This is a genomic window from Pseudomonas sp. 28 E 9 (assembly GCF_900004785.1).
GTDB classification, from domain to species: domain Bacteria; phylum Pseudomonadota; class Gammaproteobacteria; order Pseudomonadales; family Pseudomonadaceae; genus Aquipseudomonas; species Aquipseudomonas orientalis_A.
Map to the genome: position 1 here is coordinate 228,201 of NZ_CVTK01000040.1, position 20,405 is coordinate 248,605.

Sequence of the window (20,405 nt, forward strand, 5' to 3'; positions counted from 1 at the left end):
AAAAAAAATGGAAATGCAACCATGCGTCGATATTCTCTGCTTCACTTTTGTACCCTCGCTGCACTGTTCAATGCAACAACTCCCGTGGGCGCTTACGAGCTTTTTTCCCGAGATGACACCAATCTTAATGCTAATCTGGATGCGGTTTTTGGCGTTTTCCACAGTCGTGAAAGTTATCCAGCTTCTGGCCGGTTAACACAGGGAGCGTCCTCATGGAGAGAGGGCTACATCAAGTATGGCGTGAGCGGCGATCAGGGATTGCGAGGCGCAGGGACGGCCTATGGTGCCTTCTCACTGGTCAGTTCGGCCACTTGGGGGGACGGGGACGCTGCAGGCTACACTGATGGATCTGAGCGCACAACCAAGATTGAAGATGCTTATCTGGGATGGCGCTCGGGCAACCTGTTTGAAGTCCTTGGCAAAGACGGCATCGACTTTTCATTCGGTCGACAGAATATTGCAGTGGGCGACGGCTTCCTTATTCAGGGCGACGCCTTCAGTGCGGGTCGCGGCCTCGGCGACGGACAGTACAATCGTGGAGGCGCTTTCTACGTGGCTGCCCGCAAAGCGTTCGATAAGACAGCCGTGTTGCGCATTGGCGGTAAAGAGGGCTGGCGTGGCGATCTGATGTGGCTTAAATCCGATAACCCCACTCAGGCCAATACCGAGATGTACGTTGGTACGCTGGAACACGTGGCTGCAGCGGGTACCGTTGGCCTGACGTACATCAACACCACGAAAATCGCTGAACAGTACGCTTCCCCTCTTCAGCTTGAGCGTGACGGCATGAAGACCTACAGCGTGCGCGCAGCGGGTAATGCGGGCGTGCAAAACCTGTTTTTGTCGGGTGAATACGCCAGGCAAAACAAACCGAATGCGGCGAATGAGGACGCTTGGTATCTGGAAGCAGGGTGGACCTTTGCTGATGCCCCGTGGAAGCCGAGCGCCAGCTATCGCTACAGCCGCTTTTCAGAGGGTTATGACACCTTGTTTTATGGGACGGGTCGTGGCTACGGCACATGGTTCCAGGGTGAAGTGGCCAGTAACTATGCTGGCCCCTTCAACAATAATGCTCGTATCCAGAATGTTACGTTCAAGGTCAATCCTTTGGAAAGCTTGACCCTCGGAGCCATGTACTTTAATTACGACACCATCGATCGTAACGTGCGTAACACCGATGGTCATGAAGTCGACCTGTATGCCGAATGGCGCGTTAATCAGCACTTGACCGTTTTGCCGTTGTTAGGCATCTACCAGCCAGACAAGAGCGCAGAGCAGGGGGGGACGCAGTTGGGTAACAACGATACAAATGTGTACACCCAGTTGGTGTTTGCTACCACATTTTGATACCTGGCAGGTGACTGATGTGACCTGTTTTTGTTCCTGGCCGTTTAGATAAAGTTGTATCCCTACACACGCCATAGCCCACCGTCGGATCGCCGAGTTTTGCCTGGTAAACGTTCTGTACTTCTTGCGAGATCTAGCTTGATCAAAGAAAAGCATGACGCAAATAACGCAGTCAGTAATAGAAACCGGCAGAGCGTTTCATCCGTGCGGCTGGAATAGTTTCCACTTTTGCTCCTTGGTGGAGGTGCCCTCGTTCCCGAGGGCACCCTTTTTAGACAGCCACTCTTTTTGAGCGGTTATTGGCCGCTTTATTCTGGAGTTGCGTTTCCCAAGACTATTTCGTCTGGAGCACTCACGATTTTAGCCCCATCGACTTTCCTGACAGCGTCGCCGCGACATCGAGCATCTTTTCGCGCCAACGCCGAGGGCCCGCTCGAAGCGTGATGTCCGAAATTTACAATACCGTCACCAACCGCACGCCGATACTCGACGCTCGATAGCGTGGGAGCAGCCGATATCCCCTTCAGTCGGGAATAATAATGTCCACTATCACAAACATAGCCTTCATCTACTTGTCCGAGCCCGTATCGCTTCGATCGTTTCTGATTTGACCCAAACCTCATGCCACTGTAGGAGCGAGCTTGCTCGCGAAGAACTCAAATGCACCGCGTTCAGACAGGATGCGCGCGTTATCGTTGACGCTCTTCGCGAGCAAGCTCGCTCCTACGCAGATTAGCGGAGCGAAGTTATGCACTCAGTCAGCAGTTTCTTCACCACTCGAGCAGGCCTGAACCTGCATGTCCTGCGCTCGGACTTTTTGCCGGCGGCGATCCTGCAAGCCATGCGCGACTGCAATGCGCAGGTGCGCACCGCCGAAGTCGCGGACGCCAGCCATTATGTGCACGACGACCAGGGCGCGGTCTGCAACCGGCTGGTCATAGAGTTTCTTCACAGCCTCGCGATTTCCGGTCGATGAACCCGCGGGCACGCCTGATTGTATTGCTCTCATCATTGACGGCCTTCGGGCCGTTTTCGATTGACACTTACCTGCCCAGCTTCCCGCAAATCGCCGAGGACCTGTCGACCAGCACTGCGCAGGTGCAACACACCATCAGCGCGTTTCTCGCCGGGCTGTGCCTGGGCATGTTGTGCTACGGCCCGTTGTCCGACCGCTATGGCCGGCGCCCTCTGCTGCTTGGCAGCCTGGTGCTGTACGCGGCAGCGACCCTGGGTTGCCTGTTTGCCGGCAGCGTCGAACAACTGATTGCCTGGCGCTTTTTCCAGGCGCTCGGTGGCGCGGGCGCGCTGGTACTGGCGCGCGCCGTTGCCAGGGACATGGTCGGCCTGGTGGAGGCCGCCAAAGTGCTGTCGTGGATGCACGTGTTGACGATGATGGCGACACTGGTCGCGCCGATGATCGGCACCTGGCTGGTGCTGATCCAGGGTTGGCGCACGATCTTCGCGTCCTTGTTCATCCTGTCCAGCCTGTGCCTGTTGCTGGTTACCCTGACGCTGAAGGAAAGCCTGCCGATACAGGATCGCGGCGCGTCCGTGGCGGCGGCTTTCGCGGCCTACCTTGCCATTGCCCGCCAGCCCAGGGCGGTGGCGCTGATCCTGTGCATGGCCTTGGGCTTTGGCGGCATGTTCGCCTTTATCACCGCGTCGCCTTTTGTCTACGTGGTGTACTTCGGCGTCTCGCCGCGGGTATTCAGCGCATTGTTCGCCCTGAACATCCTCGGCATCATCCTGGTGACCTTCATCAACGCCCGCTGGGTGGGCCGTTTCGGACCGCAACGCATGCTCGGGGTGGGCACGGTACTGGCGAGCGGGGCAGGGCTGGCGATGATGCTGGTCGGCTATACCGAATGGGGCGGGCTGGCGAGCATCGTGTGTTGCATGATGCTGTACATGGGCGTGACCGGTTTGATCGGCGCCAACTGCATGGCCAGTCTGATGATGCTGTTTCCACGCCAGGCCGGCGCGAGCGTGGCGCTGGGGATTTCGGTGCAATTCGCTACGGGGGCGCTGGCCAGTCTGTGGGTCAGCCATTTGGCTGATGGCAGCGCCTGGCCGATGTGCCTGGTGGTGGGGTGTTGCGGGTTGGGCGCGTTGGTTGCTTATGGTGTGACCCTTCGCCTGCCTGCCCGGGCGGTCGCCGTGACGGCTTGAGCCAACTTGCCGATGGGTTGTCAGCCCTGACCAAGAATTCGGCAATATTGGACATGCCAGCCAGGCCAATCCGTTCCACACTGTGGACGTGATAGGCCCTGATAATAAAAAGGTAGGCGGGTATGTCGTTGTCTCTGGAAAACCCTTCCTCGTACTACACCATGACCCGTAAATACGACCTGCATTATCGGGATCTCGAAGGCGATATCGAGGCTGAGGTCGTGATCATCGGGGGCGGTTTTTCGGGTATCAACACGGCGCTGGAGCTGGCCGAGCGGGGTATCACCAACGTGGTGGTGCTGGAAGCCAATTACATGGGCTTCGGCGGTTCGGGTCGCAACGGCGGCCACGTGATGGCGGGCATCGGTCATGATCTGGAGAATATCGAAAAGGATGTCGGCCCCGAGGGGCTCAAGGCAATCTTCGAGATCAGCGACATGGGTGCGAGCCTGATCAAGCAGCGCATCGCGCGGTATGACGTCCAGGCGGATTTCCGGCACGGGTACGGCACCGCCGGCATGCTGCTTGAGTATGTCCCGCTGGACCTGAAGGCGTGGAACCACAAAACGATGTTAAGGCTGTTTCCCTACCTTGCCACCACCAAAATAGATTTGGCATGGGGTGGCCCGATGGATTGCTCGTTGAACCTCTTTCCGCAGGTCGGCACGCTGGATGAATATCCGAATGTGTTTTATGTGCAGGGCTATTCCGGGTTCGGGGTCACACCCAGCCAGGTGATCGCCAGGGTCATCGCCGACGGCATGAGCGGTGGCTCGCCAGCCTGGGACGCGATGAGTTCAATTCCGCGCAAGCGTATTTTCGGCAAGGATCGTTTAAGGGCAGTGCTGTGCTCTCTGGGCAAGGTTTCTCGCCAACTCAATGCCTACCGTGTAGGCCGTCGTTAAGCAAACGTGGGCTTCTGTTCATCAAGCCGGGATACCTCAATGAAAATTACAAAAACAAATCCGATCGATAAAACTTCCGTCTACCTGTGTGCAGGGCTGGTCTCGGGGGCGGGCGCACTGTTATTGAACGTGTTGCCGGTGCTGTTTGGAGCGTTTGCCGAGCGATTCGGGCTGGGCGAGCACCAACTGGGTAACCTCGCCATGGCCATGAACCTGGGATTCGGCGCGTTCGGGCTGGCGTCATTGCTGTGGATTCACCGGCTCAGCTGGCGGGTTATTTCGGCGTTGTCGTCGGCGCTGGTGGTGGCCGCGATGTTGTTTGTTTTGCGCGAGCCTTCCTATGAAATGCTGCAGGTGATCATGGCCTTGGCGGGTGCCGGAACAGGCGCCTTGTATGCCCTGGCCATGACGATTTTCGGTGACAGCTCTCGGCCCGAACGTGCGTTTGGTTTCAAGCTGGGTATCGAGACGGTACCGGGCGCCTTCCTGCTCATCCTGCTGCCAGTGGCGGTGGCGCCGGTGTGGGGCTTTGAAGGCATGTTGATCACCATCGCCCTTGCCATGGTGGTGATGGGCATTTTGCCGCTGCCTTGGGTGCCGCGTCGCAGCGAGCGCCAATTGGATGCGTCCGATGCTGCTTTGCAGATTGCCAGTACTGAGAGTCGCGCCATCGTGTGGTTGAGTCTCGTGGCCAGCCTGGTGTTCCTGACCGGCATCATGTCGGTGTGGGCGTTTCTCGAACTGATGGGGAAAAAGTCCGGACTGAGCTCCGATACCATCGGGATTGTGCTGGCGCTGGGCTTTTTGATCAATGCAGGCGGTGGTTTCATCGCGTCGGCAATCGGCCTGAAGGTAGGGCGCTTCATGCCGGTGGCGGTTATTATCCTAGCGGAGTTGCTGGGCTTGGTGGCGCTGGCGCAGTTTTCCTCTCTGACGACCTATGTCGTAGGGGTCATTTGCTTCCTGTTTTCGATCAGCTTCGTGCTGGCTTATACCTTTGGCGTCATGGCCGAGTTCGACCTGTCGGGCAAGCTTGTCGCGTTGGGCGCACTGTGCCTGTCTCTCGGTGCGGCATTCGGGCCGGCTATCGGCGGGTCCCTGATCGAGGCGTTTGGCTACTCAGCGGTATTGGTGTTCTCTGGAGCCTGTTCGGTTGCGGTCCTGGCCATCTATGGTGCTGCGGTGTTGAGAGCTCAGTTGGCGTTCAATCGCGCCAGGGGTTCAGACACCGCAGTCATGTCCAGACTGTGAAGCAGACCACCACCTGTTATTCAGCGCGCGCCGCGCTGCTGCGCTGAGCCTCGACGAACGCCCCCAGGCGTTCGCTGGCATCGGCATTGTTTGGCAACAGCAGACAAACAACGGCCTTCCAGTTGATTTGTTTGCGAGTTGGCGCGCTCTGTGCTTGGCCATTAAAAGTCAGCTTTTTTGTTACCTGAATCACGTGAAAAGCGCACTAATAGTGGGCGTATCCCTGGGAGAATATGATGAATGGTCAAGCGTTGTCGGCATGGAACGAAAGTGTAAACGAGGCTTGCGGTCGTTTCGAAACGCGCTATGACCATTGCCAGAGCCTTTTCATCGGGGAAATGAAACAAACACTGGTAGGCAGCACGGCTGTTGCTCACATCCGCAGCAATGCCCATGTGATTGCCATGGATAGTCGGTCAAGCGTGCGCGATTCAGTGGGCCGGTGTTTCCTTGTGTTACAACAGCAGGGTTCAATGGCCATTGAGCTGGGGGACAGGGTGGTTGACCTGCGGGCGGGTGACCTTGCTTTGCTCGACTTTTCCGAGGGGGTAAAAATGACCCCCCAGGGGTTGTTTTCCCATGTGTCGATCCCTCTGCCGCGTGAGCTGTTCAAGGGCCTGGAGCGCGCCCGCTTCGGCAAACTGTCGACCACGGGGGTTTGTGGTCAACTGCTTGGCACGCTGGTGCGTCAGGTCGCTGGAGGCGAGCTGGCTCAGTGGTCTTGCCCGCAGGATGGCGACGGCGTGCAACGAGCCTTGGTTGCCTTGCTTGAGTCGGTGCTGGAGTACCGCGCCAGCGACCACTCGCCGGGGTGGCAGTTGCATGAAGTGCAATCGGTCATCCAGCAGCGGCTCGACTCACCGCGGTTGTCGCCGGCGTCGTTGTCCGAAGAACTGGGCATTTCCAACCGCCAGCTCTACCGGCTGTTCGAGGCCAGTGGTGACAGTGTTTGCCGGTACATTCTGCGTGAGCGGCTGTTGAAGGCGGCGCAGGATTTGCGCGACCCCGTTTGCTCGCATCGCTCGATCACCGAGATCGCCAGCTATTGGGGGTTTGCCGACTCGGCGCATTTTTCCAAGACGTTCAAAAAGCAGACGGGGCTGACACCGAGCACCTACAGAAGTTGCGGGCAGTGAGTCCGGGTTCAGCGAGCCGTGCGGATATGACTGCTTTCGTGTCGCATCCGCGCGGCTTTTTGTCGTACGCGATATGAGCGCAACCTGGCATTAATTTGCAAAATGCTGTCCAGCACGTCCAATCAATCGGCGCCCGACTGCATCAGAATTTCTGTGTGCCAGCTTAGAAACCGGCCTACAGCGATCTGATCCATTCATTCATTGAAACGGGTGCTTCATGACCAACAAAATATCGTCTTCCCTTGTGCTTCTGGCTGCTCTGGCCTGCGGCTTTCCACACGCGCACGCGCAATCGTCCGAACCGTTGCAGAGCATCATTGAGAACAAGCTGAACGGCATTGCCGCCAGCTGGCCCAAGAAAGACGCCAAGACAGTTGTCGAGCAGGTCTACACCGAGCAGACCCAGATCACCGGCGAAGGGGTAGCGGAGCTTTATCAGGGCAAGGCGCAGCTTACCGGCCTGGTTCAGCACCTGATGGCGGGCTCCAGGAGCACCGTCATCCATCTCAACCGGTTGGTGCAACTCAACGATGAGTCGGCCTACACCTGGGTGACGTGGGACGTGACTCCGGCCGGCAACGAGGAGCAGTTGAGTACGGCGGGGCGATGCGTGTCTGCCGTACTCGTTCCCGAATAATGTTGGATCTCTACCTATCAGGTAGATAGAGATCTGCTTTTGATCTGCCCTCAAGTTCCTTCGTGTCAGTAGCGGATGATCACCGATTTCAGCTCGGTATAATCGTCGATAAATGCACTGCCGAACTCACGTCCGACACCCGACGCCTTCATCCCGCCAAACGGCACGCTGGGGTCGACGAAGGTGTGCATGTTGACCCACACCGTGCCCGCTTCGATTTGCGGGATCAGGCGCAAAGCCTTGGACAGGTCGTTGGTCCAGATACTGGCGGTGAGGCCGAACGGGCTGTCGTTCATCAGCTCGACCAATTCTTCTTCATCGTCGAAGGCCAGCACGCACACCACCGGGCCGAACGTTTCCTCGTGCAGCAGTGGGTCGTCCTTGCCGGTGGCCACGATCAGCGTCGGTTCCACGTAGTAACCGGCGCGGTCCACGGCACGTGCGCCGCACACCACCTGGTTGCCCTGCAGGGCACGGTCGAAAAAGCCGAGGATTTTGTCGAAGTGCGGCTTGTTCGACAGCGGGCCGAACTGGGCGTGTTCGTCCAGGGGCGAACCGATGACCATCTGCGACAGCATCGCGACCATCTTCTGCGTCACTTGCTCGACGAGGGAGCGGTGCACGAACAAGCGCTCCGGGGAGGCGCACACTTGGCCCTGATGCACATAGGCCGACTGGACGAAGCGCGCCACGGCGTCATCGACGTTGGCATCGGCCAGCAGTGCTGCCGCGTTCTTGCCGCCCAGCTCCAGAGTCACGCGGGTCAGGTCGGCGGCCATGGCGGCCTTGCCCACGGCAATGCCGGTGGGCACCGAGCCGGTGAACGACACCTTGCGCACCTGCGGGTGTGCAATCAGTTGCTGACCAACCTGGCCGCGGCCGTTGACCACGTTGATCACGCCCGCCGGAATCCCGGCTTCGATCGCCAGTTCCGCCAGGCGCAGCAGGGACAGCGGCGTGTATTCGCTAGGTTTGAGCACGACGGTGCAGCCGGTGGTCAGCGCGGCGCCGAGCTTCCATACGCCGATCATCAACGAGAAGTTCCACGGCACAATGGCCGCCACCACGCCGACCGGCTCGCGCAGGGTGTAAGCGCTGTAGTGCTCGCCGTCCATGGACGGAAACGACGGGGTCATGGTCTGGCCGCCGATTTTGGTGGCCCAGCCAGCGAAGTAGCGCAGGAACACTGCGCTCTGGCCCACTTCGATATGCCGCGACAGGTTGATCGATTTGCCGGAACTCACGGTTTCCAGTTGCGCCAGTTCTTCGCCGTTGGCCTCGATCAGATCGGCCAGGCGGTTGAGCAGCACGCCGCGTTGGTAAGGCGTGACCTGTGCCCAGGCGCCCTTGAAGGCGCTGGCGGCGCTGTCGACTGCCAGGTTCACATCCTCGGCCTTGGCGTCACGCAACTGCGCGACGGTCTCGCCGGTACCGGGGTCGACAACGCCGATGCGCTGCGCCGACGCGCTGATGTGCACGGCGCCATCGATGAAGTTGGAATGGTCGCGGCCCAGGAAAGCAACGACTGAGGGCAATAAGGCAATGTGCATGGCGGCGCTCCAATGAAGGGGTCGTCGCGCCCGTCGGGCGCTCGAAAGACCTCTGCATTAAAAGCCGATACACGGCTGGCTGCTTGTTCGAGCCTGCCAGGCAGTTGGCGATGCGCGACAACTGTGTCGCGGCTGGCCTAGGGTTCGCCGAGGTTGTCGAACACCGTTTCGAGCAAGCGGCTCAGGCGCTGGATCTGCGCTTCGGTCATGCCGGTGAAGCTACGTTTGAATACGTCACTGGTCGCCACCTGGATACGTTCGATCGCTGCGCGGCCCTCAGGGGTGATTCGCACCTGGGTGACCCGGCCGTCGTCCTCGCAGGGTGCGGTGTCCACCAGGCCATCTTCCTTCATGCGATAGACCGTCTTGGTGATGGTCGATAGCTTGGCGATCGCATGGGTGGAAATCTCGGAAATGCTCGACTGGCCGTTCTCCTTGAGGATCAGCAGCACGCGCCAACGCGGGATATCCAGGCCGATTTTCTTCAGCGCCTTTTCCATGTACTGGCTGTAGCGGCCATGCACCATGGCCAGCCAGTAGAAAGGAAAGTCTTCCTTGTGAAAGTTTTCGCTGGCGGGGTCGTAGCGGTTTGCGATTTTTTTTACAGAAGTCATGGCGTGCTCATGTCAGAGGAGGCGAGTAATCATAGACTTTTCTCGTGAAATCGGCACGGTTATTGACGAGGCGTGGCCAGGCCGAGGTTGCAGAAATATAATTGACAATTCACGTAATATTCGGTGAGTGTAAAAAAACAGAGGACGCATCGGGCGTCCCCATTGCGCAATTCGCACTGAAGGTGATCTGACATGACCCTGGTGATTGAACAGCTTTCCCTTGGCTGCGACGGCCCGACCGTAATGGTCAAGGACACCATCGATATCGCCGGCCTGCCAACGCGCGCATCGAGCCAGGCGCTGGCGGATGCCGCGCCGGCCACCGCCCACGCCGATGTGGTGCAGGCCTTGCTGGACAAGGGCTGCCGTCTGGTGGCCAAGACCAGCCTGCACGAGCTGGCATTTGGCACCACAGGCATCAATCGCTGGGCCGGCACCGCGCCGAACCCGCGTTTTCCTGGGCGTATTCCAGGCGGATCCTCCAGCGGCTCGGCAGCCGCCGTGGCCGCCGGGCTGGCGGATTTTTCCCTGGGCACGGACACCGGCGGTTCGGTGCGCATCCCCGCGTGTTGCTGTGGGGTGTTCGGCTTTAAGCCGACGTTCGGGAGGGTCAGCCGCCGTGGCGTGATGCCCACGCACAGCAGCCTCGACTGCGTCGGCCCGTTTGCCGCGAGCCTGCCGATGCTGGTCACGGCCATGCAGGCGATCGACACGACCTTCAAGCCCGTGCCGGCACCCGCTGCACCGCGCTTGGGCATTGTGACGGTGCAGGCGAGCGCGGCAGTACAGCACGTGATCGACGCGGCCGTCGCCGGCAGCCAATTGCCCAATGAACCCTTCACGCTGCCCAGCCTCAAGGCGGCCTATGACGCCGGCATGGTGGTGATCAATCGCGAGACCTTCGATGCGTGCGGGCATTTGCTGGACACCGGCAAGGTCGGCGCCGACATCGCCGCGCGCCTGGCCGCCGCCGGTAACACCACGGCCACGGCGCTGGCCGAGGCCGAGCAGGTGCGCGTACGGTTCACCGCCGAGGTCGATGCCGCGCTGCAGCAGGTCGACGTACTGGTGTTGCCAACCATGCCGGACTTCCCCTTGACCCTGGCCAATGCGGCCGACACCCAGGCGGTGCTGGGCATGACCGCTTTCGTGCGGCCGTTCAACCTGTCGGGGCACCCGGCGCTGAGCATCCCGTTGGCCAGCGCCGAGGGCCTGCCGGTTGGCCTGCAACTGGTGGCGGCCAAGGGCGCAGATGAGCAACTGCTGGCCATCGCTGGCCGCCTGCTTGAACGTCTGTACGCCGGGTATGAGGCCTGAGATGAGCATAACCATTCCCCGCGAAGACCTGGAACAACGCCTGCGCCGTTTTGAAATCCAGGACAGCGCGCGCGCCTGCATGAACCGCTACATGGTGCTGTGTGACGCTCTGGACGCTCACACACCGCTCGACGAACTGGCCGGCCTGTTCACCCGGAATGCGGTGTGGGAGGGCAAGGGCGCCAAATACGCCCAGAGCTTCGGCGGCTATCGCGGGCGCGCAGCCATTGCCGCGATGTTCGCCGGCTACATGAAAACCCCGGCGCACTTTGCCCTCAACGTGCACTTCCTCACCAGCGAACTGATCGAGGCGCGGGACGACGCCGTGGTCGGCAGTTGGGTGATGTTGCAGACGTCCACCTTCGCCAGCGGCGCCTCCCACCTCAACGCCGCGCGTCTGAGCGTGCGCTTTGCCGAGGAAGACGGGCAGTGGCGCATGGCGCATTTCCAGACCGAAAACCTGTTCAGCCGCCCGGTGCAGGCGTGGAACAGCGACGCCGAGCTGCCGGTGCCCAAGCCTGCCGCACAGTGAGCGATAGCGCTCACGAATAACCCCTGACTTTCATGTTCCGCGACTGCCGATAACGGCGGTCGCGCTGTGCGCGTGGCGCCTGGAGATTGCTGTGAAACTGTTCGAATTGTTGACCTTCACCCTGCGTGTACGCACCGTGCCGCAAGCCTTGCCACGGCTGGACCAGAGTTTGCGCGAGGCGGGCGAGGGCGTGCATTTGATGGGCTGCTGGGTATCGGAAATCGGCGCGCAGAATCGTATCGCGGTGCTGCGCGGGTTCGACGATGGCGACTGTCGTGAACGCGAACGCGAGCGCTATCTGCTGGCGTCCGATGGCTTTGCGATTGGTGAATTCCTGCTTGAACAGCAAGTGGATGATTACAGCGCTTTCGACTTTGTCGAACCGCTGCCTCCCGGGGTTCATGGCCCGTTCTATGAATTGCGCGAATACAACCTCGTGCCCAGCGGGCTGGTACCGACGCTGCGTGGTTGGGGCAAGGCCGTGGAGCGGCGCACCGGGCCGGACTATTCCCAGGTGTATGCCGCGTTCTATGCCACCAGCGGGCAGATTCCGCGCTATTTGCACATCTGGCCCTACAGCTCGCTGGAACAGCGCCTTGAAGTGCGCACCCGCGCCGTGGCCGAAGGCGCCTGGCCGCCGGAAAATTCCGCGCCGCAACTGTTGCAGATGCATTCCACGGTGTACCTGCCGGCGCCGTTCTCGCCGCTGCGCTGAAAAAATTGCACAGAGCACCTCCTGTAGGAGCGAGCTTGCTCGCGAAGAACTCTCGGACACCGCGTTTATCCAGGTTGTACACGTCATGGGTGAGGTTTTTCGCGAGCAAACTCGCCCCTACATTTTTATTTTTTTAAAAATAAAATTTTGAATTTATTAACGATAATTCTATTTAAAACAATGAGTAATATTGATTTCATCCAGTATTTACGCAAATTAATACGTGATTAGTATTGTTTTTAAGCGTGACAATTCAATTGACAATTCATGTAATAAAGCTCAAATTCACCCCAACGGCACCCACAAAAACAAAGGTAACCACTATGCCGATCCATCGCCCTCGTTACGCCCCGCGTCCCCGCTCGACGCTGAATTCCCGCCCAGCCCAATACCGTTCCTGACAACGGAGTCAATCTATGCATTCGCTTAAAAAACCAGCGGTTGATACGGTGAACTCGCTTGCCAGTGGCCCCGCCTTCGAAGCCTTGCTGGTCGATGTGCGTGAACGTGCCCGAGCCGGTGAGTTCGACCGCCAGCGCCACATTTCCCAGGACGTGATCGAGGCCTTCAAGCAGCACGGCGTTTACCGGGCGCTGGTGCCCAAGCGCTTCGGTGGGCTGGAGTGTTCGCCGGCCGAGTTCTGCCAGGTGATCGAGCGTATTGCCCAGGCCGACGGCTCAGCCGGCTGGGTTGCCAGTTTTGGCATGAGCCCGGTGTACCTCGCGGCGCTGCCGCTGGAGAGCATCGCCAAGGTGTATGCCAACGGTCCGGACGTGGTGTTCGCCGGCGGAATCTTCCCGCCGCAACCGGCTGAGGTGGTCGAGGGTGGTTTCGTCGTCAATGGCCGCTGGAAGTACTCCAGCGGTTCCCTGGGGTCGGACATCGTCGGCGTCGGCATCGCCCCGAAAAGCGGCGACACGTTTGGCCTGCCGCGCATCGCGGTAATGCCGCGCAGCGCGATCCGTATAGACGAAACCTGGGACACCGTCGGCCTGCTCGGTACCGGCAGCCATGACCTGGTCGCCGAACATGTGCGGGTATCCGAGGAGTGGACCTTCGTGCGTGGCGGCCTGCCGAATCTGGACGAAGCGTTCTTCCGCTACCCATCGCTGTCATTCGCGACCCAGGTGCTCTCGGTGGTCAGCCTGGGCGTTGCCCGTGCGGCACTCGATGCCCTGGCCGACATGGCCAGTGGGCGTGTCTCGGTCACTGGCGCCCCGGCGATTGCCGATCGGCCGCTGGCCCAGGTCGACATTGCCCGTGCCGAAGCCGAGCTGCGTGCCGTGCGGGCGTTTTTCTACGAATCCATCGACCGCGCCTGGGACTACGTCCTGGCCGGCGACGCGGTACCCGTGGCCGCGACCAACCTGCTGCGTCTCTCGTCGACCCATGCCACCCGCGTCGCCGCCGATGTGGCGCGTACCGCGCAAATGCTCTCGGGCATGAGCGGCGTTTACAACGACAGCCCGCTGGCCCGCTGCGTCAACGACGCCCATGTGGTGACCCAGCACGCCTTCATGGGCGACATCACCTATCAAAACGCCGGAGCCATGTTCTTCGGCAAACAGCCTTTGCCTGGCTACCTCTAACCGTCGAGGAAATAAAATGAGCGATAAAAAGACCTTGCGCGTGCTGTTCTGCATGGGCATCAACCAGAATTTTTTCGATGCCGCGCGCGACGAGCAATTGCAGGTGTGGGCAGCGTTCAGTGCAATGTGGAACGGCATTCACGACCTCGCCGGCGTCAAGGTGCTGGGCAACATGGACGACGACCAGAGCATGGTCGGGCCTTCCGATGGCTTCCCCTGGACCACCTACCTGCTGGCCGACGTGCCGGACATCGAGACCGTGCATGCCGCCTGCAACCTGTTTCGCACAACACCCGTGGGAGATGGCCCGTACAAGCTGTGGCGCTACACCAAGGTCGAAGCCCGGGTTGGGCGCGAGCTGATCATTCAGCGTACTTGATGCCGACGAGGACACTCCCATGAGCAAGCTGATTCCCGCAGTAAACCTTGAGGTCGACCCCGCCGACCTGGTGCATGCCGATCGCGTCCACACCTCGATGTACACCGACGCGCAACTGTTCGACGCCGAGCTGGAGAAGATTTTCTACAGCACCTGGATCTGGGTCGCCCACGCCAGCGAGATCCCCGACAACGGCAGCTACAAAACCACCTATATCGGCAAGCAGCCGGTGATCGTGGTGCGTGACCGCAAGAAAGACGTGCACGTGCTGCTCAACCGCTGCCGCCATCGTGGCGCCACCGTGTGCGAACACAAGAAAGGCAAGACCAACAGCTTCGTCTGCCCGTATCACGGCTGGGGCTACGCGCTCGATGGCTCGCTGCGCGGTATTCCGCACCCGGAAAGCTACGGCGATTGCATCGACAAGGCCGAGCTGCCGCTGGTCAGCCTGCGCACCGAAAGCTATGCCGGCATGATCTTCGCCACGTTCAAGGACGACATCGAGCCGCTGGAGGACTACCTCGGCGCGGCGAAAAAATGGATGGACCTGTTCATGAAACAGGGCGCCGGCTATGGCATCAAGGTTCCGGGCGAACACCGCTTCCGTTTCCCCGGCAACTGGAAGATCCAGCTGGAAAACACCACCGACGCCTACCACTTTCCGTTGGTGCACAAGAGCTTCCTGTCGTCGGTGGACGAGCAGACCCTGGCGCTGTTCGACTTCGTCAAGGGCCCCGGCTACGTCGAGGACCTGGGCAACGGCCACAGCGTGATGGTGATGATCCCGGACCTGATCGACCTCGAAGCCGACCTGGACAAACCGATCCCCGAGCGCTTCGAAGGCCTCGCGGCCGAGTTGCGTGACGAAGGTATCGAAGAGCAACAGGTGCGGCGAATCGTGCGTGCGGTCGGCGGTACCGGCTTCAACCTCAATCTGTTCCCCAACGTCGCCTGCTCGATGGCGTTCTTCCGGGTGCTGCAACCGATCTCGGTGACCGAGACCGAAATCCACCACTCGGTGATCACCATGGACGGCGGTCCGGCCGTGGCCAACCGTTATCGCCTGCGTCTGCATGAGCACTTCCAGGGCCCGATGGGTTTCGGCACGCCGGACGATTCCGAGGCCTGGGAGCGGGTACAGAAGGGCGCCAGCGCCGGTGAAGACCTGTGGATCATGCTCAACCGCGGCTTGCCCGGCGAGCAGGCCAGTGCAGACGGGCTGGTGTCCGATGTGAGTGCCGAAACCGGCATGCGCGCGGCCTATCAGCAGTGGAAAAAGATGATGTCGGCCTGACCCGTGGAGAACCTTATGAACCTGCAATTACTGCAAGAAGTGACCGCTTTCATCTGGCAGGAAGGCGACATGCTCGACCACGGGGAATACGACGCCTGGTTGAAGATGTGGACCGAGAAGGGCACCTACATCATTCCCATCGACCCTCGGGAAACCGACTTCGAGAACACCCTCAACTACGCCTACGACGACCATCATATGCGTGAGCTGCGGGTGCAGCGCCTGACCGGCGGCGAATCGATTTCCACCAGCCCGCAACCGCGCACGGTACGCATGCAGTCGCGGTTCCGGGTGTTGGCCGATGACGGCGTGCAGGTGACGGTGCGCTGCGCGCAGAACATCCGTGAGTTCCGCAAGGAAAGCCTGAAGTTCTACAGCGCCGACCTCACCTACGAACTGATCCGCTGCGACGGTGGTTTCAAGATCCAGCGCAAAGTGGTCAGCCTTATCAACAGTGACGATGCCCTTGCCGGTATCGGCTACATCCTTTAAGGAGCGCCGACATGAACCAGATCGCATTGGTGACGGGCGCGGGGCAGGGCCTGGGGCAGCATTTCTGCGCAAGCCTGCTGCGGGCGGGGTACTCGGTGGCGATCACCGACCTCAACCTTGAAGCCGCGCAAGCCTGCGCCAAACAGCTGGACCCGGCCGGCGAGCACACGCTTGCGCTGCAATTGGACGCCGGCAGCAAGGCCGATTTCGAAGCGGGGCTGGAGCAAGTACTGGTGCGCTTCGGCGCGCTGCACGTGGTGGTCAATAACGCTGCCGTGACCAAGACCACGCCGCTGATGCAGATCAGCCCCGAGGAATTCGACGCCGTGGTCGGCCTGAACCTGCGCAGTGTGTTCCTCGGCTGCCAGGTGCTGGGGGCGTACATGGCCGAAACCGGCTACGGGCGCATCATCAATATGGCGTCCCTGGCCGGGCAGAACGGCGGCACCGCGACCGGCGCGCATTATGCCGCGAGCAAGGGCGGCATCGTGACGCTGACCAAAATCTTCGCCAAGGAATTTGCCGCGCGCGGGGTGACGGTCAACGCGATTGCCCCAGGCCCTATCGAATCAGCGGCGGTGCGCGCGGCGATTTCGGCCGAACGCCTGCCGGGCCTGCTGGCGAATATTCCGGTGCAGCGCCTGGGCGATGCGGATTTTCTCGGTGACTTGATTGTGCAGTTGGCACGGCCCGAAGCCTATTTCACCACCGGGGCGACCTGGGACGTGAATGGCGGCCTGTTCATGCGCTGACTGATAGCGGCCGCCACGGCGGCCTTTGCGAACTCCATGGAATAACGGCCATGACTGAAGAACTGTTGGACGTAGTCGTGCGCAAGCGCGAGCTGCAAGGGGACGGCGTTGTCGTCCTGGACCTGACCCGTCGTGACGGCGCGCCGCTGCCGGTGTTCGATGCCGGTGCGCACGTCGATATCCATATCGGCCCTGGGCTGGTGCGCCAGTACTCGTTGTGCAGCAACCCTGCCGACCCGAGCCTGTATCGCCTGGGCGTGCTCAAGGACCCGGCCTCGCGCGGCGGTTCGGTGGGGGTGCATGACACCCTGCTTGAAGGCCGCGAGGTGCAGATCAGCGTACCGCGCAACCTGTTTCCACTGGCGCCCGAGGCGCGGCGTTCGGTGCTGCTGGGTGGCGGTATCGGTGTCACGCCGATGATCGCCATGGCCTATGCGTTGCACGCGGCCGGTCAGACCTTCGAGCTGCATTACTGTGGGCGTGAGCGCGGGCGCAGTGCGTTCCTCGCGGAGCTGACCAGCGCACCGTTTGCCGCGCAGGTGTTCACCCACTTCGATGATGAAGGGGTCGAACAGAAGCTCGACCTGGCCAAGGTGTTGGGCAAGGGCGAGGCCGGCGTGCACCTGTATACCTGCGGCCCCGCGGGTTTCATGGACTGGGTGATCCAGGGCGCACGCGAGCAGGGCTACGACGAGACGCATATCCACAAGGAGTATTTCCAGGTGGACGTGGACAGCTCAGGTGGCAGCTTTGAGGTGGTTGCAGCCCGCAGTGGCAAGACCGTTCAGGTGGCCGAAGGACAGAGCATTCTTGCCGCGCTGGCGAAGGTCGGTATCAAGATCGAAATTTCCTGCGAGCAGGGCGTATGCGGTACTTGCCTGTGCGATGTGCTCGACGGCGAGCCGGACCATCGTGACGTGTACCTCACGGACGATGAAAAGGCCTGCAATGACCAAATTCTAGTGTGCTGTTCACGAGCCAAATCCAAAAAACTCGTGCTGGATATCTGAGGGGAACGACCATGGTAGACATAAGCAGCTTTCGCAATGCAATGGCCATGCTCGGCGGCGCCGTGACGGTCATCACTACCGATGGCGAGGCGGGCCGGTTCGGCTTTACCGCCTCGGCGGTGTGCAGCGTCACCGACTCACCACCCACGCTGTTGGTGTGCATGAATCGGTCTTCCCATTCCAACGAGCATTTCAAGCGTAATGGCGCGGTGTGCGTTAACATTCTGCGTGGCGATCACCAGGACATGTCCGGGGTATTCGCGAACCGCACGCTGAGCATGGATGAGCGCTTTGCCGTCACGCAGTGGACCACCCTGGAAAGTGGTGCGCCGGTGATGCTCGATGCGCTGGTCAACTTCGATTGCCGTATCGCGCAGGTACACGAAGTGGGGTCCCACAGTATTTTCTACTGCGAGATCCAGACCATTCGCCAGGGCGATGCGGACGAGGGACTGGTGTATTTCAACCGGGCCTACCATCGTCTGGGCGAAGCGTCGAAGGCCTGCTGAGCCTGCCTGCGGACCGGAGCCAAAAAAAAACGGGGCGATGATCAGCTCGGGTTCGAAACGCTTCAATGCCGGGATCACGATCTGCTTTATGGCATGTAAATACGCCTCGTGGCCGCTGCCGGGCGGCAGCGGAATATCAATGTTCGCCCCCAACCCGTCACCGCAGTAAGGCTGAAGGCTGGGCGTCGGGCGAAACGTTCGGGGCTTAGGTGCGTAACCTGGCGCATGGCGAAGGAACATCCTCTGGTCTTCTGTTATGTGTGCGCAATGCGGAGGACTTTCTGTGATCCTTCACGCCAGTGCGCCTTGGCAGTCAGCAATAGCGGGCGAACTCTACATCTAAATGAGAAATATTTTGTACTGGAGAGGCTCCGATCAACTTGTCGTCACCAAGCCGCAAGTTGAAAAAAACGCTTAGCACTGCGAAGTGAGCGCGAAATATTCCGTCCGAGCGACTTCGGCGGGCTTACAAGTCTGAACGACCTGTTCCATCTCGGCCAGAAAGCGCTCTCGGCGAGTTGCTTGCGTTTGCCGGCGCACTCAAAATCGGAAAAGCTCATCTGGCTCATGGATACGACTGCCCGTCATGGTGGAGAGGTGGTTATTTCCGTACAGGCTGGGTGCCGTGTCCGGGCTTAATCGGAGTTTCCCTAGCCCCGAAGTGCCCGTTTATCTAAGCTCGGCTGGCAATCTTCTCCAAGTCTAGGAAATGTCTGTATATCACTGCGCGTCGTTGCACTTACACCAGCTAGCTTGAAGCGGTTTACCGACTGGCGCCTTTCTACGGTGCCCCAGTCGTGAAGCCCAACAGAACTGTTTACAGCAATTATTGTCGCCACAGGAAGCCCGCTTATTGAGCGGGCTTTTTTTCGTGTGCAGGATTGCGCTGGTATGGCAGGCCGCTAAATCAGAAGTATCAGGCTTATGAATGCCCAGCACATGAACCATTGCGACGTTCTCAGCTGCATGCCGACCTGCCTATATATTCCGCGGCTGACTCATGAGGCCCTCAACACACTGAGGTACCTACAGAAAAGTACGGGCGCTGCCAAGGGCTGCGCCCGATGGAACAATCAGCTATAGCTGACCTGAGAGGTGGCAACAGTTGCCTTGCCTTTCCACGCCAATACGCCGAGCCAAAAGAACCAGATAGGGGTGGCGTACAGAACGCCTTGCAGGCCCAGGCCAGCAATTTCACCGGCATCCAGCATTTTCGCAGCACTCGATAACAGCCCGAAACAGCCGTTCAAAAAGGTCAGGGCCGCGAAGGCCTTACGGTGCGGCCAAATGACGACCGCGAGGCCTATGTACCAAACGCCGGACAGGAAGAACTCCAGACGCCCCCAAATGCCGTCCTGAACAAACATGGTGATTACACGGAAAAGCTCCGTATACAGTTGAACAGCAGCGGGGTCTGTCGCATTGGCGGTTGCAATCGTAAGCACCGGCCACGCAACGGAGAGGATCGATGCGCCAATGGCTCCCACCAACCCGAAAAACATGCCTGCAATGGTCGCCAGCGATACCAGAAACGGATTTTCCTGTTTGAAGTTCATCCAAAGATAAAGGGCAGCCGGAATACTCAATACATAAAAGCCAAACGTATCGCTCAGCATCATCCATTTGAGATTGGCAGCGCCCGCGACACCCACCTGCAACTGTGCAGCCACATCACCCGCGGCTTCGTAGTCGAAACTGCCGGCCTGGATCGCCAGGTAGGTGGTCAGCATACAAAAACAAATAGCCAGCCAACTGGTAATGGAGACCAGCCGGTTTCTGCTTAGCACAAGTTCGTTATTCATAATAAGTGTTCCAATCAATAGTGATAGGGTTAAGACGCTTTTATCTTGCAGATAACTGCCGCTCTGTCTTTTGGATTTTTAAGGCCGCTGAAAGGCATGCGATTTTTTGGTACGACCTCTTCGGGGGCCGCCACAAACGCATCAAGCTTGTCGGTCGTAAACACCATGTCCGAGGCCTTCATCGCTGGCGAATAAACGAAGCCATCAAGCGAGCCCGCCTTGCGGCCAATAACACCGTGAAGGTTCGGACCCAGCATCGAGTTATTCCCCTCGGCGAGAGAGTGACAAGCGGCGCACTTGCCCCAGGCTTTTTCGGCAGCCTCTGGCGAACAGTCATCCTCCTGCGCCAGTGCCAGATTCGAAACCACCATAAAAGTCAGAACCCATGTCGTTTTTTTCATCTCA

The 20,405-nt window shown here is 59.7% G+C and carries 21 protein-coding genes and 2 pseudogenes; 17 read left to right on the plus strand and 6 right to left on the minus strand.

Annotation, left to right across the window (positions count from 1 at the left end):
- Positions 1–21: 21 nt before the first annotated feature.
- The 5 genes and pseudogenes from BFQ00_RS08590 (at position 22) to BFQ00_RS08610 (ending at position 5,672) form a co-directional block, all read left to right on the plus strand.
- Positions 22–1,347 carry a hypothetical protein gene (locus BFQ00_RS08590; RefSeq protein WP_065933198.1) on the plus strand — a complete coding sequence of 442 codons (1,326 nt, stop codon included), beginning with the start codon at positions 22–24 and terminating at the stop codon, positions 1,345–1,347.
- Between the two features lie 805 nt (positions 1,348–2,152).
- Positions 2,153–2,323 (plus strand): annotated as a pseudogene (locus BFQ00_RS08595) (alpha/beta fold hydrolase); the annotation flags it as partial.
- The gene (locus BFQ00_RS08600; RefSeq protein WP_065933200.1) at positions 2,320–3,516 is read left to right on the plus strand and encodes a multidrug effflux MFS transporter; all 1,197 of its coding nucleotides are present in this window, start codon (positions 2,320–2,322) and stop codon (positions 3,514–3,516) included. The pseudogene BFQ00_RS08595 and the gene BFQ00_RS08600, both read left to right, overlap by 4 nt.
- Before the next feature lie 122 nt (positions 3,517–3,638).
- Positions 3,639–4,421 (plus strand): FAD-dependent oxidoreductase, encoded by a 783-nt coding sequence (locus BFQ00_RS08605; protein WP_065933201.1) that lies wholly within the window; start codon positions 3,639–3,641, stop codon positions 4,419–4,421.
- A 6-nt stretch (positions 4,422–4,427) separates the two neighbouring features.
- Positions 4,428–5,672, plus strand: coding sequence for an MFS transporter (locus BFQ00_RS08610; RefSeq protein WP_256536038.1), 1,245 nt, complete (start codon positions 4,428–4,430; stop codon positions 5,670–5,672).
- 16 nt (positions 5,673–5,688) lie between these two features.
- Here the strand turns inward: BFQ00_RS08610 and BFQ00_RS29605 are convergent, their stop codons facing one another.
- Entirely contained in the window at positions 5,689–5,865 is a 177-nt protein-coding gene (locus tag BFQ00_RS29605; protein WP_165386106.1) for a hypothetical protein, read from the minus strand.
- A gap of 43 nt (positions 5,866–5,908) precedes the next feature.
- Here BFQ00_RS29605 and feaR point away from each other — a divergent pair, with 43 nt between their 5' ends.
- The gene (feaR, locus tag BFQ00_RS08615; RefSeq protein WP_065884338.1) at positions 5,909–6,808 is read left to right on the plus strand and encodes a transcriptional regulator FeaR; all 900 of its coding nucleotides are present in this window, start codon (positions 5,909–5,911) and stop codon (positions 6,806–6,808) included.
- Positions 6,809–7,025: 217 nt separating this feature from the next.
- Entirely contained in the window at positions 7,026–7,445 is a 420-nt protein-coding gene (locus BFQ00_RS08620) for a hypothetical protein (RefSeq protein ID WP_065933202.1), read from the plus strand.
- 65 nt (positions 7,446–7,510) lie between these two features.
- Here the strand turns inward: BFQ00_RS08620 and BFQ00_RS08625 are convergent, their stop codons facing one another.
- Both BFQ00_RS08625 and BFQ00_RS08630 read right to left on the minus strand, forming a co-directional pair.
- Positions 7,511–8,995 carry an aldehyde dehydrogenase family protein gene (locus BFQ00_RS08625; protein ID WP_065933203.1) on the minus strand — a complete coding sequence of 495 codons (1,485 nt, stop codon included), beginning with the start codon at positions 8,993–8,995 and terminating at the stop codon, positions 7,511–7,513.
- Positions 8,996–9,132: 137 nt separating this feature from the next.
- Positions 9,133–9,609 carry a MarR family winged helix-turn-helix transcriptional regulator gene (locus BFQ00_RS08630; protein WP_065884334.1) on the minus strand — a complete coding sequence of 159 codons (477 nt, stop codon included), beginning with the start codon at positions 9,607–9,609 and terminating at the stop codon, positions 9,133–9,135.
- A gap of 192 nt (positions 9,610–9,801) precedes the next feature.
- Between BFQ00_RS08630 and BFQ00_RS08635 the strand changes: the two genes are divergently transcribed.
- From BFQ00_RS08635 to BFQ00_RS08680, 10 genes are all read left to right on the plus strand, one after another.
- A complete protein-coding gene (locus BFQ00_RS08635) occupies positions 9,802–10,926 on the plus strand; it encodes an amidase (RefSeq protein ID WP_065884333.1) in 1,125 nt (374 codons plus the stop codon).
- Between the two features lies 1 nt (position 10,927).
- Positions 10,928–11,458: a nuclear transport factor 2 family protein gene (locus BFQ00_RS08640; protein ID WP_065884332.1), complete on the plus strand. Its 531-nt coding sequence runs from the start codon at positions 10,928–10,930 to the stop codon at positions 11,456–11,458.
- Positions 11,459–11,549: 91 nt separating this feature from the next.
- A complete protein-coding gene (locus tag BFQ00_RS08645; protein WP_065884331.1) occupies positions 11,550–12,173 on the plus strand; it encodes an NIPSNAP family protein in 624 nt (207 codons plus the stop codon).
- Between the two features lie 416 nt (positions 12,174–12,589).
- Entirely contained in the window at positions 12,590–13,762 is a 1,173-nt protein-coding gene (iacA, locus tag BFQ00_RS08650) for an indole-3-acetate monooxygenase (protein WP_065933204.1), read from the plus strand.
- Between the two features lie 16 nt (positions 13,763–13,778).
- Complete coding sequence (locus tag BFQ00_RS08655; RefSeq protein ID WP_003232696.1) at positions 13,779–14,141, plus strand: hypothetical protein; 363 nt, start codon at positions 13,779–13,781, stop codon at positions 14,139–14,141.
- 19 nt (positions 14,142–14,160) lie between these two features.
- Positions 14,161–15,435: an aromatic ring-hydroxylating oxygenase subunit alpha gene (locus BFQ00_RS08660; RefSeq protein ID WP_065884329.1), complete on the plus strand. Its 1,275-nt coding sequence runs from the start codon at positions 14,161–14,163 to the stop codon at positions 15,433–15,435.
- A gap of 15 nt (positions 15,436–15,450) precedes the next feature.
- Positions 15,451–15,927 (plus strand): aromatic-ring-hydroxylating dioxygenase subunit beta, encoded by a 477-nt coding sequence (locus BFQ00_RS08665; RefSeq protein WP_065933205.1) that lies wholly within the window; start codon positions 15,451–15,453, stop codon positions 15,925–15,927.
- Positions 15,928–15,938: 11 nt separating this feature from the next.
- The gene (locus BFQ00_RS08670; protein WP_065933206.1) at positions 15,939–16,679 is read left to right on the plus strand and encodes an SDR family NAD(P)-dependent oxidoreductase; all 741 of its coding nucleotides are present in this window, start codon (positions 15,939–15,941) and stop codon (positions 16,677–16,679) included.
- Between the two features lie 50 nt (positions 16,680–16,729).
- Positions 16,730–17,689 carry a PDR/VanB family oxidoreductase gene (locus BFQ00_RS08675; RefSeq protein ID WP_065933207.1) on the plus strand — a complete coding sequence of 320 codons (960 nt, stop codon included), beginning with the start codon at positions 16,730–16,732 and terminating at the stop codon, positions 17,687–17,689.
- An 11-nt stretch (positions 17,690–17,700) separates the two neighbouring features.
- Entirely contained in the window at positions 17,701–18,198 is a 498-nt protein-coding gene (locus BFQ00_RS08680; RefSeq protein ID WP_065933208.1) for a flavin reductase, read from the plus strand.
- A gap of 36 nt (positions 18,199–18,234) precedes the next feature.
- Here BFQ00_RS08680 and BFQ00_RS29040 read toward each other — a convergent pair.
- The 3 genes and pseudogenes from BFQ00_RS29040 to BFQ00_RS08690 all read right to left on the minus strand — a co-directional run.
- Positions 18,235–18,360, minus strand: a pseudogene (locus tag BFQ00_RS29040) (class II histone deacetylase); the annotation flags it as partial.
- A gap of 911 nt (positions 18,361–19,271) precedes the next feature.
- Positions 19,272–20,000: a hypothetical protein gene (locus BFQ00_RS08685; protein ID WP_065933209.1), complete on the minus strand. Its 729-nt coding sequence runs from the start codon at positions 19,998–20,000 to the stop codon at positions 19,272–19,274.
- Between the two features lie 29 nt (positions 20,001–20,029).
- Positions 20,030–20,401, minus strand: a complete 372-nt coding sequence (locus BFQ00_RS08690; RefSeq protein WP_065933210.1) for a c-type cytochrome — start codon at positions 20,399–20,401, stop codon at positions 20,030–20,032.
- Between the last annotated feature and the right edge of the window lie 4 nt (positions 20,402–20,405).

What these genes read in the sequence shown, in the direction of transcription:
- BFQ00_RS08590 (WP_065933198.1), top strand. Translation starts at nt 22, where the DNA reads ATGCGTCGATATTCTCTGCTTCACTTTTGTACCCTCGCTGCACTGTTC.
- BFQ00_RS08600 (WP_065933200.1), top strand. Translation starts at nt 2,320, where the DNA reads ATGAACCCGCGGGCACGCCTGATTGTATTGCTCTCATCATTGACGGCC.
- BFQ00_RS08605 (WP_065933201.1), top strand. Translation starts at nt 3,639, where the DNA reads ATGTCGTTGTCTCTGGAAAACCCTTCCTCGTACTACACCATGACCCGT.
- feaR (WP_065884338.1), top strand. Translation starts at nt 5,909, where the DNA reads ATGAATGGTCAAGCGTTGTCGGCATGGAACGAAAGTGTAAACGAGGCT.
- BFQ00_RS08620 (WP_065933202.1), top strand. Translation starts at nt 7,026, where the DNA reads ATGACCAACAAAATATCGTCTTCCCTTGTGCTTCTGGCTGCTCTGGCC.
- BFQ00_RS08625 (WP_065933203.1), bottom strand. Translation starts at nt 8,995, where the DNA reads ATGCACATTGCCTTATTGCCCTCAGTCGTTGCTTTCCTGGGCCGCGAC.
- BFQ00_RS08630 (WP_065884334.1), bottom strand. Translation starts at nt 9,609, where the DNA reads ATGACTTCTGTAAAAAAAATCGCAAACCGCTACGACCCCGCCAGCGAA.
- BFQ00_RS08635 (WP_065884333.1), top strand. Translation starts at nt 9,802, where the DNA reads ATGACCCTGGTGATTGAACAGCTTTCCCTTGGCTGCGACGGCCCGACC.
- BFQ00_RS08640 (WP_065884332.1), top strand. Translation starts at nt 10,928, where the DNA reads ATGAGCATAACCATTCCCCGCGAAGACCTGGAACAACGCCTGCGCCGT.
- iacA (WP_065933204.1), top strand. Translation starts at nt 12,590, where the DNA reads ATGCATTCGCTTAAAAAACCAGCGGTTGATACGGTGAACTCGCTTGCC.
- BFQ00_RS08655 (WP_003232696.1), top strand. Translation starts at nt 13,779, where the DNA reads ATGAGCGATAAAAAGACCTTGCGCGTGCTGTTCTGCATGGGCATCAAC.
- BFQ00_RS08660 (WP_065884329.1), top strand. Translation starts at nt 14,161, where the DNA reads ATGAGCAAGCTGATTCCCGCAGTAAACCTTGAGGTCGACCCCGCCGAC.
- BFQ00_RS08665 (WP_065933205.1), top strand. Translation starts at nt 15,451, where the DNA reads ATGAACCTGCAATTACTGCAAGAAGTGACCGCTTTCATCTGGCAGGAA.
- BFQ00_RS08670 (WP_065933206.1), top strand. Translation starts at nt 15,939, where the DNA reads ATGAACCAGATCGCATTGGTGACGGGCGCGGGGCAGGGCCTGGGGCAG.
- BFQ00_RS08675 (WP_065933207.1), top strand. Translation starts at nt 16,730, where the DNA reads ATGACTGAAGAACTGTTGGACGTAGTCGTGCGCAAGCGCGAGCTGCAA.
- BFQ00_RS08680 (WP_065933208.1), top strand. Translation starts at nt 17,701, where the DNA reads ATGGTAGACATAAGCAGCTTTCGCAATGCAATGGCCATGCTCGGCGGC.
- BFQ00_RS08685 (WP_065933209.1), bottom strand. Translation starts at nt 20,000, where the DNA reads ATGAATAACGAACTTGTGCTAAGCAGAAACCGGCTGGTCTCCATTACC.
- BFQ00_RS08690 (WP_065933210.1), bottom strand. Translation starts at nt 20,401, where the DNA reads ATGAAAAAAACGACATGGGTTCTGACTTTTATGGTGGTTTCGAATCTG.